At 72.1% G+C, this 20,065-nt stretch carries 6 protein-coding genes; 1 reads left to right on the plus strand and 5 read right to left on the minus strand.

Translation table 11 applies throughout. The features are described 5' to 3' along the window. Window positions 1–32: 32 nt before the first annotated feature. The 3 genes from DEJ47_RS33465 to DEJ47_RS33480 all read right to left on the minus strand — a co-directional run bounded on the left by DEJ47_RS33465 (window position 33) and on the right by DEJ47_RS33480 (window position 16,612). Window positions 33–467, minus strand: a complete 435-nt coding sequence (locus DEJ47_RS33465; RefSeq protein WP_150174766.1) for a nuclear transport factor 2 family protein — start codon at window positions 465–467, stop codon at window positions 33–35. Beyond that, window positions 464–11,554, minus strand: a complete 11,091-nt coding sequence (locus DEJ47_RS33475) for a type I polyketide synthase (RefSeq protein WP_223828592.1) — start codon at window positions 11,552–11,554, stop codon at window positions 464–466. The genes DEJ47_RS33465 and DEJ47_RS33475 overlap by 4 nt, the downstream gene beginning before the upstream one ends. A 132-nt stretch (window positions 11,555–11,686) precedes the next feature. Further along, entirely contained in the window at window positions 11,687–16,612 is a 4,926-nt protein-coding gene (locus DEJ47_RS33480; RefSeq protein WP_150174769.1) for a type I polyketide synthase, read from the minus strand. Between the two features lie 219 nt (window positions 16,613–16,831). Between DEJ47_RS33480 and DEJ47_RS33485 the strand changes: the two genes are divergently transcribed. Further along, window positions 16,832–18,082 (plus strand): cytochrome P450, encoded by a 1,251-nt coding sequence (locus DEJ47_RS33485; RefSeq protein ID WP_150174771.1) that lies wholly within the window; start codon window positions 16,832–16,834, stop codon window positions 18,080–18,082. A 53-nt stretch (window positions 18,083–18,135) separates the two neighbouring features. Here DEJ47_RS33485 and DEJ47_RS33490 read toward each other — a convergent pair whose 3' ends face one another. Both DEJ47_RS33490 and DEJ47_RS33495 read right to left on the minus strand, forming a co-directional pair. Continuing rightward, a complete protein-coding gene (locus tag DEJ47_RS33490; protein ID WP_150174774.1) occupies window positions 18,136–18,936 on the minus strand; it encodes an AfsR/SARP family transcriptional regulator in 801 nt (266 codons plus the stop codon). Then, complete coding sequence (locus DEJ47_RS33495; protein ID WP_223828593.1) at window positions 18,933–19,664, minus strand: thioesterase II family protein; 732 nt, start codon at window positions 19,662–19,664, stop codon at window positions 18,933–18,935. Before DEJ47_RS33495 ends, DEJ47_RS33490 begins: the two co-directional genes overlap by 4 nt. Window positions 19,665–20,065 lie beyond the last annotated feature (401 nt).

Raw genomic sequence — 20,065 nt, forward strand, 5'->3', positions numbered from 1 at the left:
AGACCTTGAGCAAGTCGTCGCGGTCCCGGGACTCAGCCGAGGACCGTGAGGTCGGACGTGCCCCAGTACGACTTCAGGTGCCGGACGAGACCGGCCGCGTCCATGCGGATCACGAGCATCGCGGTGCGCCGGATGCGCGCCGCCTGCGGGGCGTCGGGTGCCTTGAGCCAGCCGCGCTCCGCGTACCGCGGGCCCAGCGGCAGGTAGTCCATGACGGAGGTGATCTGGATCAGCGCGTGCGCGGCGTCCTGACCGGCCACGGGCTCGGCCGCCTCCTCGCGCAGGTGCGCGGAGAAGAGCGGTCCGTAGTGGGCGCGCAGCGCGTCGTGCCCGGTGAGGGGCGGCAGGCCGACCGGGTCCTCGACCACGGCGTCGGGCGCGTACAACTCGACGAGCGCGTCCAGATCCCCGGCGTTGATCCGCCGACTGTGCTCCAGGGCACGCTTCTTGCGGGCGAACTCGTTCATCGCTGTCCCTCCACTGCCTGTCCGTTGCCCTGTCCGTCGCTCTGCCCGGTGCCGTCGCCCCTGCCCAGGTCCCGGTCGATGAACGCGAAGATCTCGTCGGCCGACGCGTCCTGGATCCGGGCCACCACGGTCGCCTCCTCGGCCACCTGTCCGGCCGTCTCCCGCGGCACGTCGAGCCGCGCCAGCGTGGCCCGCAGCCGCCCGGCGAGCTCGGCCCTCGCCGTGCCGTCCTTCGCCGAGACCGACAGGAGCGAGTTCTCCAGTCGCTCGAACTCGGCGAGGACATCGGCGAGCGGATCGACCGCGCGCGGCGCCAGCTCCTGCCGTAGTTGCGCGGCCAGTTCCGCCGGGTTCGGGTGGTCGAACACGAACGTGGCGGGCAGCTTCAGCCCCGTCGCGGTCGACAGCCTGTTGCGCAGCTCCACCGCCGTCAGCGAATCGAAGCCGAGCTCCCGCAGTCCCTGCGTCGCGTTGACGGGCGTCGTCGCGTCGTATCCCAGGACGGCCGCGATGTGCGTGCACACCAGGTCGAGCAGCGCCTCCTCGCGCTCCGCGTCGGACATCGCGCCGAGCGACCTGCGCAGCGCGGACGCACCCGCCGACCCGGCGGACCCGCCGCCGCTTCTGCTCCCGGCGCCGCGCACCAGGTCCTGGAGGAGCGCCGGCGCGGGGCGGCTCTCGGCCTGCCGGCGCATCCGGGTCAGGTCGAGGCGGACCGGCGCGTACAGCGGGAGCCCGCCGGCCCAGGCCGTGTCGAGCAGGGCGAGACCTTCGTCGGCGCCGAGCCCGACCACACCGGCGCGGGCGTGACGTGCCCGGTCGGCGTCGGTGAGCCGCCCCGACATGCCGCTCTCCAGGTCCCAGTAACCCCACGCCAAGGACGTCGCCGCGGCCCCGCGGTCCTGCCGGTGCCGGGCCAGCGCGTCCAGGAACGCGTTGGCGGCGGTGTAGCTGCCCTGCCCCGGGCCGCCGAGGAGCCCGGCGACCGACGAGTACAGGACGAACGCGGACAGGTCGGCGTCGCGCGTCAGCTCGTGCAGGTTCCATGCCGCGTCGGCCTTGACCCGCATCACCTCCTCGACCTGTCCGGCCGTGAGGTTCTGCACCACCGCGTCGTTCACGGTGCCCGCGCAGTGGAAGACGGCCGTCAGCGGGTGCCCCGCGGGCACCGACTCCAGGAGGGCGACGGCCGCGTCCCGGTCGCCGGGGTCGCAGGCCGCGAACGTGATGTGCGCGCCGAGCGCGGCGAGGTCCGCGGCCAGTTCGAGCGCGCCCGGCGCGTCGGCGCCGCGCCTGCTCGACAGGAGCAGATGCCTGGCTCCGTGACGTTCCACCAGGTGACGGGCGGTCAGGGCGCCGAGGGCTCCGGTTCCGCCGGTGATGAGTACGGTGCCTTCCGGGTCGAAGGCGACGGGCAGGGTGTACACGGTCGTGCCCGCGGTGGGCGGCGCGGCCACGGCGGCGGGCGCCTGCCGGACGTCCCATGCCGTGACGTCGAGCGGTATGAGGGGGCCGCCGTCACGTACGTCGCCGTCCTCCGCCGATCCCGTGGGCGGCATCAGCTCCGCCAGCGCGGCCAGGATGTCCCGTACGCGGCCGGGCTCGGGCGGAGCGACGCCCCGGCCCTCGTCCGCGGCGTCCGCCCGACGGATGACCAAGGCCCCGTCACGGTCGAGGGTGAAGTCTGCCGCACCGTCCACGATGTCCACGCCCAGGTGCGGCGCGAGCCGCGGCACCGCACGCCCCACGGAGCCGGTCCCCTCCGCGACGAGAAGTGTGGCCGCGCCGCTCGGTGCGACGACATCCGCCAAGACGTGGTACGCCGCCACATAGGCGCCCAACGACCCGGCCGCCCGAGTCCAACTCCAGCCGCCCGGAACGGCTGTCAGCAGCGCCGCGTCGGTGACCGCCACCGGCCCCACCGCATCGAACAGCCCCATCACCCGGTCACCCACGCCCACCGGCCCGGCCGCGTCGCCGACCTCCGTCACGACACCGGCACCCACGACCCGGCCCGGCCCGAGCGGTTCCGGGTCCGGCGCGGCGGCCCGCAGCGCGACCCGCACCTCGTGCGGTTCCAGCGCCCGCCGGGCCTCCGGAGCATCCACCAGAGCGTCCCCGGAGAGGCGCCACGTGGTCGCCCCGACCGGCGGCGCGAGCCGGGCCGAGGCGTCATCACGTACGAGCCGCGGCACGAAGGCCCGCCCGCCCCGCAGCGCCAACTCCGGTTCCCCGAGCGCCAGTACGCCCGGCAGCGCGGCCAGAGACTCCTCCGACTCGTCCACGTCCAGCAGCGTGAGACGCCCCGGGTTCTCGGCCTGCGCGCTGCGCACCAGACCCCACAGCGACGCACCCGGCAGATCACCGACGGCCTCACCCGGCCGTGCCGCGACCGCACCCCGTGTGACGACGACGAGGCGGCTCGCCGCGAACGCGGGATCGTCGACCCACTCCTTGAGCAGCGACAGAAGCGTCACGGTGGCGAGCCGCGCGTATGCGGCCGCGCCCTCGACATCATCGGCCCCGCGATGACCAGGCGTGGCGCACACGGCGAGCACCACGTCGGGCGCCTCGCCCCCGGCCGCCACACCCTCCCGCAGCGCGGCGAACGTCTCCCGCACGGGAGCACCGGACAGCGCGTCGGCGAGCGTGGCACCCAGCGGCACCCCGGCAGGCGCGACGACAGCGGGACGCACAACCCCGCCGCCCTCGACGTGCTCGTCGGCCCGCGCGGCAGCCTCCGCCCACACCAGCCGGAACAGGGCGTCCCGGTCGGCCGTGCGCGCACCGGCGATCTGATGGGCGGCGACCGGCCGCACCGTGAGCGACTCCAGCGTCAGGACCGGCGCCCCACCGTCGTCCACGGCCGTCAGGGCCAGCTGGTCCGGCGCGGTGCGTGCGATACGTACGCGCAGACTGTCCGTGCCCGGCGCGTGCACCCGCAACCCGCTCCAGGAGAACGGCAGCAACACCTGGTCGGTGTCGGCGGACGAGGTGACGGCGTCCAGGATCAGTGCGTGCAGGGTGGCGTCGAGCAGCACCGGATGGACCCGGTAGCGGTCGGCGCCGCCGCTCTCCGCCTCGGGCAGCCGCACCTCGGCGAAGAGGTCGTCCCCGAGCCGCCACGCGGTCACGAGACCCTGCGAGCCGGGCCCGAAGTCGTAACCGTACGAGGCCAGTTCGGCGTACGGGTCAGGTCCGCCCACGGGGGTGGCCCCGGGCGGCGGCCAGGCACCCCCCAGTGAACCGTCCACGGCGACGGGCCCGGCGGGGGCCACCGTGCCCGCTGCGTGCCGGGTCCACACGGCGTCGTCGCCCTCACCCGTGGGCCGCGAGTGGACGGACACGGGACGCCGCCCGTCCTCGGTCACGGCACCGACCGCCACCTGCAGATCCACCGCACCCGCACCCTCGTCCCCGAACGCGAGCGGCGTGTGCAACGTCAGCTCCGCCAGCTCTTCGCAGCCGGCGCGCACCGCGGCCTGCAACGCGAGCTCCACGAAGGCGGAGCCCGGCAGCAGCACCGTGTCCATGACCCGGTGCTCGGCGAGCCACGCCTGGTCCCGCGGCGAGATCCGCCCGGTCAGCAGATGACTGCCGCCGTCCGCGAGCTCCACGGCGGCCCCGAGCAGCGGGTGCCCCGCCGAGGCGAGCCCGAGGCCCGCCGGATCCCCCGCCAGCCCCCGACGCCCCTCCAGCCAGAACCGCTCCCGCTGGAAGGCGTACGTCGGCAGATCCACCACCCGGGGCAGCGGAACAGCGGGGAACCACCCCGTCCAATCGACTTCGGCGCCGGCGGTGAAGGCCTGGGCGGCGGCGCGGGTGAGCTGGGCGGTGTCGCCGTGGTCGCGGCGCAGGGTGGGGACGACGGTGGCGGGCATGTCGGCCTGCTCGATGGTCTCTTCCATGCCGAGGGCAAGGACGGGGTGGGGGCTGGCTTCGATGAACAGGCGGTAGCCGTCGGCGAGGAGCGCTTCGACCGTCTCGGCGAAGCGGACGGGTTGGCGGAGGTTGGTGATCCAGTAGGCGGTGTCGAGGGCGGTGGTGTCTGCAAGCCGCTCGGCGGTGACGGTGGAGTAGAAGGCGATGTCGGTGGGGGTGGGTCGGATGTCGGCCAAGCGGTCGGTGAGCAGGTCGTGCAGTGCGTCGATCTGGGGGTTGTGGGAGGCGTAGCCGACGTCGATGACGCGAGCGCGGAGTCCACGCGCTTCCGCCTCGGCGACGACAGCGGCCACATGCTCAGGTGACCCAGAAATGACCGTGGATGAGGGGCCGTTGACGGCTGCGACGCTGACGCCCGGCCGGTCTCCGATCAGCTCGGCGGTCTGCTCGGCGCTGGTGCCGACGGACGCCATGTCGCCGTGTCCCTGAAGCTGCCGCAGTGCGTCGCTGCGTACCGCAACGATCCGTGCCGCATCGTCCAGCGACAGCGCACCCGCGACACACGCGGCAGCCATCTCGCCCTGCGAATGCCCGATCACCGCAGCCGGGACGATCCCCTGATCCGCCCACACGGCGGCGAGTGAGACCATGACCGCCCACAGCACGGGCTGCACGACCTCCACCCGCGACAGCTCATTGCCGTCCCCGCGCAACACCTCCGTCAGCGACCAGTCCACATACGCGGACAGCGCCCGCTCACACTCACCGATGCGGGCCGCGAACACGGGCGACTCCTCCAGCAGCTGCGCCCCCATCCCGACCCACTGCGAGCCCTGCCCCGGGAACACGAGCACCGGCCCCGCGCCGGAAGCCCCCTGTACGGCGCCCTGCACGACGTCCGGGGAGGGCTCGCCCGCTGCCAGGGAGCGCAGTCCGGTGAGGAGCGCGTCGCGGTCCCGGCCCACCACCACGGCACGGTTCTCGAAGACCGAGCGGCTCTTGACGAGAGACCAGCCCACGTCCAGGGGCGACGCCGGCCGAGGGTCGGCCGTCGCGCGCTCGGCCAGCAGCGCGGCCTGCGCCCGCAGCGCTTCCTCACCGCGCGCCGACACCACCCACGGCACCACTCCGGCAGGTGCGTCGGACATGTCGGAGGAGGCGGCGGGGGTGTCGTCCGGCGCGTCCGGGGCCTGTTCCAGGATGAGGTGGGCGTTCGTGCCCGAGATGCCGAACGCGGAGACTCCGGCTCGGCGCGGGCGGTCGCCGCGCGGCCAGGCCACCGGCTCGGACAGGAGCCGGACGCCGCTGTTCTCCCAGTCCACGTGCGGCGTGGGCGCGTCGATGTGCAGCGAGGTGGGCAGCTGCTCGTTCCGCAGCGCCATCACCATCTTGATCACGCCGGCGACCCCGGCCGACGCCTGCGCGTGCCCGATGTTCGACTTGATCGAGCCGAGCCACAGCGGCCGGTCCTCGGGCCGCTCCTTGCCGTACGTGGCCACAAGTGCGCTCGCCTCGATGGGGTCGCCCAGCATCGTGCCCGTGCCGTGCGCCTCCACCGCGTCGATGTCCTCGGCGGACAGCCGTGCGTTGGCGAGCGCCTGGCGGATCACCCGCTGCTGCGCCTGCCCGTTGGGTGCCGTGAGGCCGTTGCTCGTACCGTCCTGGTTGATGGCCGAGCCGCGGATCACCGCGAGGACCTTGTGGCCGTTGCGCCGGGCCTCCGAGAGGCGTTCGAGGACGACCAGTCCGACACCCTCGGCCCAGCCGGTGCCGTCGGCGGCGGCCGCGAACGGTTTGCAGCGCCCGTCCTTGGCGAGCCCGCGCTGCAGCGAGAACTCCACGAAGGCGCCGGGCGTCGCCATCACCGTCGCGCCGCCCGCGAGGGCGAGCGAGCACTCGCCCTGCCGCAGCGCGTGCGCGGCCTGGTGGATCGCCACCAGCGACGACGAACAGCCGGTGTCGATGGTCATCGCGGGGCCTTCGAGACCCAGTACGTACGACACGCGGCCCGAGGCGACGCAGCCGAGGTTGCCGGTGCCGATGTACCCCTCCACCTCGGTGGGGCGTTCACCGACGAGCGCCAGGTAGTCGAAGATGGTCAGACCCGTGTAGACGCCGGCGTTGCTGCCCTTCAGGGCCTCGCGGTCGAGCCCGGCGCGTTCGATCGCCTCCCAGGCGGTCTCCAGGAGCAGCCGCTGCTGCGGGTCCATCGCGACGGCTTCACGCGGACTGATGCCGAAGAATGCGGCGTCGAAGTCTCCCGCGTCATAGAGGAAGCCGCCCTCGCGGACGTAACTGGTGCCGCGGCTTTCCGGGTCCGGGTCGTACAGCGTCTCCAGGTCCCAGCCGCGGTCGTCGGGGAAGTCGCTCATGGCGTCCCTGCCGGCCGTGACGAGGTCCCAGAGTTCCTCGGGGGAGCGGACGTCGCCCGGGTAACGGCAGGCCATGCCGACGATCGCGATCGGCTCGTCGTCAGCGGCCGCCGCCGTCGCGTGTGCCGCCTCCGCGGACGCCGTGTCGCCCGACAGCTCCGACTGGAGGACGTCGGTGAGCGCGTCGGGCGTGGGATGGTCGAAGACGACCGTGGTGGGCAGGGTCAGACCGGTGCTCTTGTTCAGCCGGTTGCGCAGCTCCACCGCGGTCAGCGAGTCGAAGCCCAGCTCCTGGAACGGCTTCGTCGCGGGTACGGCGTCGACGTCCGAGTGCCCGAGCGTGGCCGCCGCCTGCGAGCGCACGTGCTGCAACAGCAACTGCCGCTGCTGCGCCGGCTTCGCCTCCGTCAGCTCCTGGTGCAGCGACGACGCCTTCGACGTGTCCTCCTGCGCCACGGGCGCGCTCGCGCGACGGTTCTCGGGCAGGTCGGCGAGGAGCGGACTGGGCCGCTGCGCGGTGAACGTCGACGTGAACTGCGCCCAGTCGAAGTTCGCCACCGTCAGCGTCGTCTCGCCCGCGTCCAGCGCCTGGTGCAGCGCCTTCACACAGAGGTCGGGGCTGAGCGGGTGCAGACCGAAGCGGCTGAAGAACGTCAGTGCCGCCTGGTCGGCGGCCATTCCCGCCTCGGCCCAGGGGCCCCAGGCGATGGAGGTGGCGGGCAGACCTTGGGAGTGGCGGTGGTCGGCGAGCGCGTCGAGGAAGTGGTTGGCGGCGCCGTACGCGCCCTGCTGGCCGCTGCCCCACACTCCGGCACCGGACGAGAACATCACGAACGCGGAGAGCTCCGACTCCCGCGTCAGCTCGTGCAGGTGGAGCGCGGCGAGCGCCTTGGGCCGCAGCACCTCGTCCAGCTCCGCGCCCGTCACCTCGCCGAGGCCGATGTAGTTCGGGACACCGGCGGCGTGCACGACGGCGGTCAGCGGGTGCTCGGCGGGAACGCCGTCGACGAGTCGGCGCACCTGCTCGCGGTCGCCGACGTCGCAGGCGGTGAGGGTGACACGCGCGCCCAGTTCCTCCAGCTCCGCGGCGAGTTCCCGCGCACCCGGCGCGTCGGGGCCGCGGCGGCTGGTGAGGAGCAGGTGCGGGGCGCCCTCGCGGGCGAGCCAGCGGGCGAGGACGGCGCCGATGCCCCCGGTGCCGCCGGTGATGAGGGTGGTGCCCCGGGGCTGCCAGCTCACCCCGCTGTTCCGGGGAGTGGCGGGGGCGTGGGCGAGACGGCGGGCGTGGACGCCGGAGGGACGTATCGCGATCTGATCCTCGTCCCGCGCGGCGGGAGCGGGGGCGAGGGCCGCGGCCAGACGGTTCAGCGACTGGTGGTCGATACGCGCGGGCAGATCGACGAGCCCGCCCCACAACCGCGGATACTCCAGAGCGGCGACACGCCCGAGACCCCAGACCTGCGCCTGCACGGGACGCGTGAGCGCATCGGCGGCACCGGTGGAGACGGCACCCTGCGTGAGGGTGCGCAGGACGACGTCGGTGCCGTTGTCGCCGAGGGCCTGGACGAGAGCGGTCGTCGCGGCGAGACCGGCGGGCACGGCAGGGTGCTCGGGGTGCGGCTCCTCGTCGAGCGCGAGCAGGTTGACGATGCCCGCGTGCTGCTCGTCGCCCATCCGCGACCGCAACTCCTGCGCCAGCACGCCACGTTCCACGGCGCGCGCGTCCAGCACATGACTCCGCACCTCGCCGCCGTGTGCCGCCAGTGTCTGCGCGGTCGCCAGGACGGCGGGGTGGTCGGTGTGCGCGGCGGGCACGAGCAGCAGCCAGCTGCCGCCGAGCTCGGGTGCCGCCGTGTCGGGGAGCTGCTTCCAGGTGACGTGGTAACGCCAGGAGTCGACCGTGGACTGCTCCCGGTGCCGCCGCCGCCAGGCCGACAGGACGGGCAAGGCGGGCTCCAGCGCCCCGACGGTCTCCGCCTGCCCCTCGATCTCCAGGCTGCTCGCGAGGCCGTCGATGTCGAGCTCCTCGATGGCCTGCCACACCCTGGCCTCGACCGGGTCGTGCCCGCCTGCCCCCGGCGCCACCGCGGCGGGCGGCTCCACCCAGTACTGCTTGCGCTGGAAGGCGTACGTGGGCAGGTCGACGGTACGAGGAGTCGGGTCGGCCGGGAACCAGCGCCGCCAGTCGATGTCGGCACCCGCGGCGAAGGCCTGCGCGGCGGCGTGGGTGAGCTGGGTGCGCCCGCCGTGGTCGCGGCGCAGGGTGGGAACGGTGGTGGCCGCGACCCCGGCTCGCTCGATGGTCTCCTGGATGCCGAGGTTGAGGACGGGGTGGGGGCTGGCTTCGATGAAGAGGCGGTAGCCGTCGGCGAGGAGTGCTTCGACTGTTTCGGCGAAGCGGACGGGTTGGCGCAGGTTGGTGACCCAATATGCGGTGTCGAGGGCGGTGGTGTCGTCGAGTCGTTCGGCGGTGACGGTGGAGTAGAAGGCGATGTCGGTGGGGGTGGGTCGGATGTCGGCCAGGCGGTCGGTGAGCAGGTCGTGCAGTGCGTCGATCTGGGGGTTGTGGGAGGCGTAGCCGACGTCGATCACCCGAGCGCGCAGTCCGGCCGCTTCCGCGTCCGCGACGACGGCCGCCACATCCTCGGGCGAACCCGAAATGACCGTGGATGAGGGGCCGTTGACGGCTGCGACGCTGACGCCCGGCCGGTCGCCGATCAGCTCGGCGGTCTGCTCGGCGCTGGTGCCGACGGACGCCATGTCGCCGTGCCCCTGAAGCTGCCGCAGTGCGTCGCTGCGTACCGCAACGATCCGTGCCGCATCGTCCAGCGACAGCGCGCCCGCGACACACGCAGCGGCCATCTCGCCCTGCGAATGCCCGATCACAGCCGCAGGCGTAATCCCCTGGTCGGCCCACACGGCGGCGAGTGAGACCATGACCGCCCACAACACCGGCTGCACGACCTCGACGCGGGCCAGCTCGCTGCCGTCCCCGCGCAACACCTCCGTCAGCGACCAGTCCACATACGCGGACAGCGCCCGCTCACACTCACCGATGCGGGCCGCGAAGACGGGCGACTCCTCCAGCAGTTGCGCCCCCATCCCGACCCACTGCGACCCCTGCCCCGGGAACACAAGAACCGGCCCAGGACCCATGTCACCCGCGATCCCGGACACGACATCCGCGGTCGCCTCACCCGCGGCCAGTGCCCCCAGCGAGGAGATCGCCTGGGCGGAGTCCTGCCCGATCACGACGGCCCGGTGTTCGAGGACCGCGCGGCTCGTGGCCAGCGACCAGCCGATCTCGGTCGACCGCGCCTCCGTGCCGTGTGCCGCGAACTCGGCCAGCCGACGGGCCTGTTCGCGCAGCGCGTCGGCGGTCCGCGCGGAGACGACCCACGGCACCACCGAACCCGGCGGCGCCTCGGCAACTTCAGCCGCAGCCGCCTCTTCCTGCGACGGCGCCTCCTCCAGGATCAGATGCGCGTTCGTCCCCGAGATGCCGAACGCCGAGACCCCCGCACGCCGCGTCCGCTCCGACCGCCATTCGACCGGCTCGGAGAGCAGCCGTACACCGCCCTGATCCCACTGGACGTGCGGCGAGGGCGCGTCGATGTGCAGTGACGTGGGGAGGATGCCGTTGCGCAGGGCCATGACCATCTTGATCACACCGGCGACACCGGCGGCGGCCTGTGTGTGACCGATGTTGGACTTGACCGACCCGAGCCACAGCGGCCTGCCGTCCGGCCGGCTCCGCCCGTACGTGGCGAGGAGCGCGTTGGCCTCGATGGGGTCGCCGAGCGTGGTGCCCGTGCCGTGGGCCTCCACGGCGTCGACGTCCTCGGCGGAGAGGCGGGCGTTGGCGAGAGCCGCGCGGATGACACGCTCCTGCGAGGGACCGTTGGGCGCGGCCAACCCGTTGCTCGTGCCGTCCTGATTGACGGCCGAACCCCGCACCACAGCAAGGACCTTGTGGCCGCAGCGGCGGGCGTCGGAGAGCAGTTCCAGCGCCACGACTCCGGCGCCCTCTCCCCAGCCGGTCCCGTCGGCGGCGGCCGCGAACGGCTTGCAGCGGCCGTCGGGGGCGAGCCCGCGCTGCCGCGAGAACTCGGTGAACGAACCGGGTGTGGCCATCACCGTCGACCCGCCGGCCAGCGCGAGCGAGCACTCGCCCTGCCGCAGCGCCTGACTCGCCAGGTGGATCGCGACCAGGGACGACGAGCACGCCGTGTCGACCGTCACGGCGGGCCCTTCGAGCCCCAGCGTGTAGCTGATGCGGCCCGACACCACACTGCCGAGGTTGCCGGTGCCGATGTACCCCTCGACCTCACTGGCCGTCTGGCTGATGAGCGTCAGGTAGTCGTGGGCACTGACTCCGGTGAAGACACCCGTGTCGCTGCCCCGCAACGCCTGCGGGTTGAGGCCCGCGTGCTCGATCGCCTCCCACGCGGTCTCCAGGAGCAGCCGCTGCTGCGGGTCCATCGCGACCGCTTCGCGCGGGCTGATGCCGAAGAACTCGGCGTCGAAACGGCCCGCGTCGTAGAGGAAGGCGCCGTCCCGCACGTAACTGGTCGCCGGGTGCTCCGGGTCCGGGTGGTAGAGGGACTCCAGGTCCCAGCCCCGGTCGTCGGGAAAGCCCGAGACGGCGTCGCCCCCGTCGCGCACGAGCTGCCACAGGTCCTCCGCGGACCGGGCGCCGCCGGGAAAACGGCAGGCCATGCCGACGATGGCGACCGGCTCGGCCGACTCCTTGTCGCGGAGCTTCTGGCGGGCCTCGCGCAGCTCCGCGGTGACCCACTTGAGGTGATCGAGAAGCTTCTCCTCGTTCGACATCTGACCCAGGCTCCTTGGCGCTACGTGGTGATCGGGAGGATTGCGGGCGGCTGTGAGGGGGCTGTGAGGGCGGGTGGGCGAGCGGGTGCGGGGACAGGTGTGCGGGGCCAAGGCTCAGGGGTCCCGGAAGGCTCAGGACTTCCCGAACTCGTTGGATATGAGGTCGAAGATGTCGTCCGCGCTCGCCGCCTCCAGGTCTGCGTGACCGGACTCGCCGCCCTCCGGACCGTTCTGCGCCGGGCTCCACTTCGAGACCAGTACGTGGAGCCGCGCGACGATGCGTCTGCGGGCCGCCTCGTTCACGCCCGCCGTGCCGTACGCCGCGTCCCACTTGTCGAGTGCCGCGAGCACACCGGCCTCACCGGTGGGCTCGCCGTCACCACCCAACTGTGCGCGCAGGTGCGATGCGAGGGACTCGGAGGTGGGGTGGTCGAAGATCACCGTGGGAGGCAGGGCGAGCCCGGTCGTGGCGTTGAGCTGGTTGCGCAGCTGGACGGCGGTCAGCGAGTCGAAGCCGAGCTCCTGGAACGGCTTCGCCGCCGGAATGTCCTCCACCGTGCGGCCCAGCGTGGCTGCCGCGTGTGTCCTGACGTGCTGGACGAGGAAGCCGTGCCGCTGCGCCCCGGGCGTCTTCGCGAGCTCCTCGCGGAATGCGCCGGTCTCGGCCGCGGAACCGCCCTGCTCGGTCTCGCGCCGGTTCTCCGGCAGGTCGTCGAGGAACGGGCTCGGCCGCTGCGCGGTGAACGTCGGAGTGAACGTGGCCCAGTCGAAGTTCGCCACGGTCAGCGTGGCGTCGCCCGCGCCGACCGCCTGATGCAGCGCCTTGACACACAGGTCGGGCCCGATCGGCAGCAGACCGAAGCGCTTGAAGTACGAGAGTGACTCAGGGTCCGCGGACATGCCGGCCTCGGCCCAGGGTCCCCAGGCGATGGAGGTGGCGGGCAGGCCCTGGGAGCGGCGGTGGTCGGCGAGCGCGTCGAGGAAGTGGTTGGCGGCGCCGTACGCGCCCTGCTGGCCGCTGCCCCACACTCCGGCACCGGACGAGAACATCACGAACGCCGTGAGATCCATGTCCCGTGTCAGCTCGTGCAGGTTCCGGGCCGCGTCGGACTTCGATCCGAGTACGTCGTCCAGCCGGGCGGTCGTCAGATCGGCGATCGACGTCAGATCGGTCATGCCCGCCGCGTGGATGACGGCGGTCAGCGGATGCTCGGGCGGCGTCCCGTCGAGGAGATCGCGGAGCTGCCGCGGGTCGCTGACATCACAGGCGGTGAGGGTGACGGCGGTGCCGAGTCCGCGGAGTTCGGCGGCGAGTTCCTGTGCGCCGGGGGCGTCGGGGCCGCGGCGGCTGGTGAGGAGCAGGTGCGGGGCGCCTTCACGGGCGAGCCAGCGGGCGAGGACGGCGCCGATGCCACCGGTGCCACCGGTGATGAGCGTGGTGCCGCGCGGCTGCCACCCCACACCGCTGCCCGAGGCGGTGGCGGGGGCGTGGACGAGCCGACGGGTGTGGGTTCCCGTGGCGCGGACGGCGATCTGGTCCTCGTCCTGGGGGAGGAGCGCGGCGGCGAGGCCCGCGAGAGTGTGGCGGTCGACACGGGCCGGCAGGTCGACGAGCCCGCCCCACATACGCGGGTGTTCCAGTGCGGCGACGCGCCCCAGCCCCCAGACATGGGCCTGGAGCGGATGGGTGAGCGGATCGGTGGCGCCCGTGGAGACGGCGCCCTGCGTGACGGTGTGCAGCGGCACGGTCGTGCCGGTGTCGCCGAGCGCCTGAACGAGCGCGGTGGTCGCCGCGAGCCCGGCGGGCACGGCCGCGTGCTCGGGGTGCGGGGTCTCGTCCAGGGGCAGCAGGTTGACGATCCCCGCGAGCCCGGACGTGTCCACGGCCGCCAGCTCCTCACGCCGGACCCGCCCGGCCTCCACCGGGTGCAGCCGGACGGAGGCGGCGCCGTGCTCGGTCAAGGCGTCGACGGCTGCCCGTACGGCGGGATGTTCCGCATGACCGTCCGGGACGAACAGCAGCCACTCACCGTCGAGTCGAGGGTCGGCTGTATCGGGTAGGTGCTTCCACGTGACGCGGTAGCGCCAGGAGTCGATGGTCGCCTGCTCCCGGTGCCGACGCCGCCACCCCTGAAGCACGGGCAGAGCGGGCTCCATCGCCCGCACCGCTTCGTCACTGCCCTCCTGTGACCGCAACGTCTCCGCCAACAGGTCAAGGTCGAGCTCGTCGACCGCCTGCCACCACTGCGCCTCGGCCACACTGTGCTCGGCGGCGAGGGTCTTTCCGGCGCGGGTGGAGTGTTCGAGCCAGTAGTGCTGATGTTGGAAGGCGTAGGTGGGGAGGTCGATGGTGCGGGGGGCGGGGTCGGTGGGGAACCAGCGGCGCCAGTCGATGTCGGCACCCGCGACGAAGGCCTGGGCGGCGGCGCGGGTGAGCTGGGCGGTGTCGCCGTGGTCGCGGCGCAGGGTGGGGACGACGGTGGCGCTCGCGTCGGCCTGCTCGATGGTCTCCTGGATGCCGAGGTTGAGGACGGGGTGGGGGCTGGCTTCGATGAAGAGGCGGTAGCCGTCGGCGAGGAGCGCTTCGACGGTGTCGGCGAAGCGGACGGGCTGGCGGAGGTTGGTGATCCAGTAGGCGGTGTCGAGGGCGGTGGTGTCGTCGAGTCGTTCGGCGGTGACGGTGGAGTAGAAGGCGATGTCGGTGGGGGTGGGTCGGATGTCGGCCAGACGGTCGGTGAGCAGGTCGTGCAGTGCGTCGATCTGGGGGTTGTGGGAGGCGTAGCCGACATCGATCACCCGAGCCCGCAGTCCGGCCGCCTCCGCGTCCGCGACAACGGCCGCCACATCCTCGGGCGAACCAGAAATCACCGTGGAGGACGGCCCGTTGACGGCCGCGACGCAGACACCAGCCCGGTCCCCGATCAGCTCGACGACCCGCTCTGCACTGGTGCCGACGGACGCCATGTCGCCGTGTCCCTGAAGCTGCCGCAGTGCGTCGCTGCGTACCGCAACGATCCGTGCCGCATCCTCCAGCGACAGCGCACCCGCGACACACGCGGCAGCCATCTCACCCTGCGAATGCCCGATCACCGCAGCCGGGACGATCCCCTGATCCGCCCACACCGCGGCGAGCGAGACCATCACCGCCCACAACACCGGCTGCACGACCTCCACCCGCGACAGCTCACCGCCGTCCCCGCGCAACACCTCCGTCAACGACCAGTCCACGTACTCCGACAGCGCCCGCTCACACTCACCGATCCGGGCCTCGAAGACGGGCGACTCCTCCAGCAGCTGCGCGCCCATGCCCGCCCATTGCGAGCCCTGCCCGGGAAAGACCAGCACCGGCCCCGCCCCGGCCGATGTGGCCGCACCGGCCACCACATCCGCCGACACCTCACCCCTGGCCAGCGCGGCAACTCCGGCCACCAGCTCCTCCCGCCCCCGGCCCACCACCACGGCCCGGTGCTCGAACACCGATCGCGTCGTGACCAGCGACCACCCCACCTCACCCGGCGACGCCTCCACACCACCCGCGACGAGCGCACCCAGCCGCCCTGCCTGCGCCCGCAACGCCTCAGACGTCCGCCCGCAAACCACCCACGGCACCACCGCACCATCCGCCACCGACGAGACAACACCAGCCGCCTCCACCTCCGCCGCACCCTCCCCCGGCGCCTCCTCCAGAAGCAGATGCGCATTCGTCCCGGAGAAGCCGAACGACGACACCCCCGCCCGGCGCGGGCGTTCGCCGCGAGGCCACTTCACCGGCTCGGTGAGCAGGCGCAGCCCGCTGCCGGCCCACTCCACGTGGGGCGAGGGCGCGTCGACGTGGAGGATGGCGGGCAGCAGGTCGTTCTGGAGCGCCATGACCATCTTGATGACGCCCGCCACGCCCGCCGCGATCTGCGTGTGCCCGATGTTGGACTTCACGGCGCCGACCCACAGCGGCCGGTCCTCGGGGCGTTCCAGCCCGTACGCGGCGATGAGGGCACCGGCCTCGATGGGGTCGCCCAGGGTCGTGCCCGTGCCGTGGGCCTCCACGGCGTCGATGTCCTCGGCGGTCAGGCGGGCGTTGGCGAGGGCGGCGCGGATGACACGCTCCTGCGAGGGGCCGTTCGGCGCGGTCAGACCGTTGCTGGCGCCGTCCTGGTTCACCGCGGAGCCACGTATGACCGCGAGAACCTTGTGACCGTTCCGGCGCGCGTCGGAGAGGCGCTCCAGGAGGACCACCCCGGTGCCCTCCGCCATGCCCATGCCGTCGCTGCCCGCGGAGAAGGGCTTGCACCGGCCGTCGGGGGCCAGGCCGCGCAGCTCGCTGAAGCCGATCAGGGGAGCGGGCGAGGACATCACGTACGTACCGCCTGCGAGAGCCAGTGCGCACTCGTGCGTGCGCAGGGCCTGGGCGGCGAGGTGGAGGGAGACCAGCGACGAGGAGCAGGCGGTGTCGACCGTCACGGCGGGGCCTTCGAGGCCCAGGGTGTAGGCGACGCGGCCCGAGGTGACGCTGCCGGAGTTGCCGATGGTGAAGTACCCCGCCGTTCCCTCGGGCACCTCGGATGCGCCCAGGGCGTAGTCGAGGCCGTCGCAGCCGATGAAGGTGCTGGTGGCGCTGGCTCGCAGACTCAGCGGATCGATGCCGGCGCGCTCGATGGCCTCCCATGCCGTTTCCAGGGCGAGGCGTTGCTGCGGTGCCATGGCCAGGGCCTCGCTGGGGCCGATGCCGAAGAAGGTGGGGTCGAATTCGCCGGCGTCGTAGACGAAGCCGCCCTCGCGGACGTAACTGGTGCCGGTGCTCTCCGGGTCGGGGTCGTACAGGGCGTCCAGGTCCCAGTTGCGGTTGCCGGGCAGCGGGGCGACGGCGTCGCCGCCCGTGGAGATCAGCTCCCAGAATTCCTCGGGGGACCGGACCCCGCCCGGCAGTCTGCATGCCATGCCGATGACGGCGATCGGTTCGTGGCCCGCCGACTCGACGTCCTGCAACCGGCGTTCGGTCTGACGCAGGTCCGCGGTGACACGCTTGAGGTAGTCAAGAAGCTTCTCTTCGGTGTGCGCCATCCCGGTGACAACCGCCCTCTCCGCGAGATCGGCGGGGCCCCCGCCGGACGGCAGACTCGTCGACGACGCTAAAGCCCTCCTAATACTCGGCTTTTCCCCAGGGCGAGTCCTGCTGCGGGGCGCGCCCCCCGCGTCACTCCGCCGGGGTTCTTAGGAACGCTTAAGACCCCCCTGCCAGGGTGTCCCGGTGTCGGTCCGGACAACGCGAAGCGAGGCATCGTGCCCATCACGGATAACAAGCCGGCCGCCACATTCCCCGACCTGGTCGACCCGTCGTTCTGGGCGCGGCCGTACGAGGAACGCGTGGCGCTGTTCGAGGAGATGCGTGGGCTGCCGCATCCGGCGTTCGTCCAGCAGAGCATGCCGGGCGTGCCGTTCGCCTTCGGGTACCACGCGCTGGTGAAGTACGCGGACATCGCGGAGGTGAGCCGCAGGCCGCAGGACTTCTCCTCCGACGGTGCGACCACGATCATCGGTCTGCCGCCCGAACTGGACGAGTACTACGGCTCGATGATCAACATGGACAACCCGGAACACTCCCGGCTGCGCCGCATCGTGTCGCGCTCCTTCGGCCGCAACATGATCCCCGAGTTCGAGGCCGTGGCGACGCGCACCGCGCGGCGCATCATCGCCGACCTCGTCGCGCGGGGGCCTGGCGACTTCATCAGGCCCGTCGCCGCGGAGATGCCCATCGCCGTACTCAGCGAGATGATGGGGATCCCCGAGTCGGACCACGACTTCCTCTTCGACCGGTCCAACACGATCGTGGGGCCGCTCGACCCGGACTACGTGCCCGACCGCGCCGACTCCGAGCGTGCCGTCATTGAGGCGTCCCGCGAACTCGGGGACTACATCGCGGATCTCCGGGAGGAGCGGCTCGCCGCGCCCGGCGACGACCTGATCACCAAGCTCGTCCAAGTGCGGGCGGACGGCGAACAGTTGACCCGCCAGGAACTCGTGTCGTTCTTCATCCTGCTCGTCATCGCGGGGATGGAGACCACCCGCAACGCCATCTCGCACGCCCTGGTGCTGCTGACCGAACACCCCGAGCAGAAGCAGCTGCTGCTCTCGGACTTCGAGACGTACGCGAAGGACGCCGTCGAGGAGATCCTCCGGGTCTCCACGCCCATCAACTGGATGCGCCGCGTCGCCACCCGCGACTGCGACATGAACGGCCACCGGTTCCGCAGGGGCGACCGCATCTTCCTGTTCTACTGGTCGGGCAACCGGGACGAGAGCATCTTCCCGGACCCGTACCGCTTCGACATCACGCGTGGCACGAACAATCACATCACCTTCGGGGCGGTGGGCCCGCACGTCTGCCTCGGCGCCCACCTCGCCAGGATGGAAATCACCGTCCTCTACCGGGAGTTGCTCGCGGCGCTGCCCCACATCCGTGCCGTGGGGCAGCCCCGCAGACTGGACTCCAGCTTCATCGAGGGCATCAAGCACCTGCGGTGCGCCTTCTGAGCACGTACGTCTCCTCCGCATACGTACGACTCGCCGGACGCGCCCCCGATCCGTCAGTGACCGGACATCGCGAGCGGTGGAGTTATCAGGTCCATGTCACCTGAGAGGATGGCCCGCTGCAGGTCCTGCAGCGGGCGCCCGGGTTCGAGCCCCAGCTCGTCGTTGAGCGTCTTGCGGACCGACTGGTACACCTTCAGCGCGTCCGCCTGTCGCTCGGAGCGGTAGAGCGCCAGCATGAGCTGACGGTGGAACGCCTCGCACATCGGGTTCTCGGCTGTCAGGGCATACAGCATGCCCACGGCCTCCCGGTGCCGGCCGAGCTGGAGCTGGCACTCGACCAGCATCTCCTGGCACTCGAGGCGGATCTCGGTCAGCCAGGTCGAGAAGCCGTCGACGATGGGGCCGTTGGCGGCCGGGCCGTTCCCGCCCTGCCCGAGGATCGGCCCGCGCCACAGGGCGAGCGCCTGCCCGAAACAGGACGCGGCGTCGTCGTAGCGCTTCTCTCTGAGCAACGACCGGCCCACGTCGACCAGTTCGGGGAAGTCCTGCGCGTCGATCCGGTCCTCGGGGTTCTTGTGCAGCACGTAGCCCGGCGCCCGTGTCTCGACCGGATTGCCCGCGGTGCCTGGGGCCTTCAGGAACTTGCGCAACTGGGATATGTACACGTGCAGCCCGGCGGTCGCGCGCCGCGGCAGATCCTCGCCCCAGATCTCCCGCATCAGCTGCTCCAGGGAGACCAGCCGGTCGGCGCGGATGAGGAGGACCGTGAGGACGATCTCCACTTTCTGCGCGTTGATGGTGGCGTAGTCGTCGCCGTCCTTGATCCGGAGCGGGCCCAGCATCTCGTACCTCATCGCGCGTTCCCCCTTGCCGTCGCGGGTCGTTGCGCACGGTCGGCGAGGGTCTTGGAGATGACGTCCGCGACGCCCCGCTGGTGCGTGTTGAGGTAGAAGTGGCCGCCGGAGAAGACCTTGAGGTCGAACGGTCCCTCGGTGTGCTGCCGCCAGGCCTCGACGTCGTCGAGCGGGGCCTGCGGGTCCCGGTCGCCCACCAGGGCGGTGAGGGGACAGCTCAGCGGGGACGTCGGCGTCCACCGGTACAGCTCGACCGCGCGGTAGTCGTTGCGGACGACCGGGATGATCTCCGCGAGCAGCTCCTCGTCGTCGAGGAACCGCGGGTCCGTGCCGCCGGCCCTGCGCAGTTCACCGACCAGGTCGGCGTCGTCGAGGAGGTGCACGGTGCCGCGGCGGTGGAGGGACGGCGCCCGACGGCCCGAGACGAACAGCGCGCGGGGCTCGCCGATGGCGCCCTCCCGCAGCCGCTGCGCGACCTCGAAAGCGAGCACCGCGCCCATGCTGTGCCCGAAGAACGCCAGCGGGCGGTCGCCGAACGGCGCGAGGGCCTCGGCGATCCGGTCGGCCGTCTCGGGGACGCTGTCCAGGAGCCGCTCCCTGCGCCGGTCCTGCCGTCCCGGGTACTGCACCGCGAGGACCTCGGTGTCGGGCAGCAGGGTGGGGGACTGCGCGAGGGGGTGGAAGTAGGAGGCCGAGCCGCCCGCGTGGGGGAAGCAGACCAGACGCACGTCGGCTTCAGGCCGGGGCCGGAATCGACGTATCCATGGGTCCGACGGTTGGGGTGGGGGGGAGAAAGACAAGATCAATCCCTTCGCCAGGAGCGCTGACAACGGTGTCGCCGTATAGCACAGCCGCTCCTGATCATGCGCAGCTCAAAGTTTAAAGGGCAACGTCGATATACCGGCACCAGGGCGGAATAAGACATTCCCCATGCTTTATGCGGGGATTCTTGCGTGATCAAAAGCCGAGCGGCAAGTTTAGGGTAAATTTCAATATGAATGCTTAACGATGTGTCGGTCGGCATCTCGCCGCGATCGGCCTCGGACGTCGGCATATGCCGACTTCGGTGGATCACGCCGGGCACAGCAGCAGGTCAGAAGGGTGCGCCGACCGGCGGCGTCGGCGGCAC

Origin of the sequence: Streptomyces venezuelae (genome assembly GCF_008642355.1) — a bacterium.
GTDB lineage: Bacteria > Actinomycetota > Actinomycetes > Streptomycetales > Streptomycetaceae > Streptomyces > Streptomyces venezuelae_B.

Bases quoted from the DNA above. Each gene is read 5' to 3' on its own strand.
- DEJ47_RS33475 (WP_223828592.1), bottom strand. From the start codon at position 11,554: ATGTCGAACGAGGAGAAGCTTCTCGATCACCTCAAGTGGGTCACCGCG.
- DEJ47_RS33465 (WP_150174766.1), bottom strand. From the start codon at position 467: ATGAACGAGTTCGCCCGCAAGAAGCGTGCCCTGGAGCACAGTCGGCGG.
- DEJ47_RS33480 (WP_150174769.1), bottom strand. From the start codon at position 16,612: ATGGCGCACACCGAAGAGAAGCTTCTTGACTACCTCAAGCGTGTCACC.
- DEJ47_RS33490 (WP_150174774.1), bottom strand. From the start codon at position 18,936: ATGAGGTACGAGATGCTGGGCCCGCTCCGGATCAAGGACGGCGACGAC.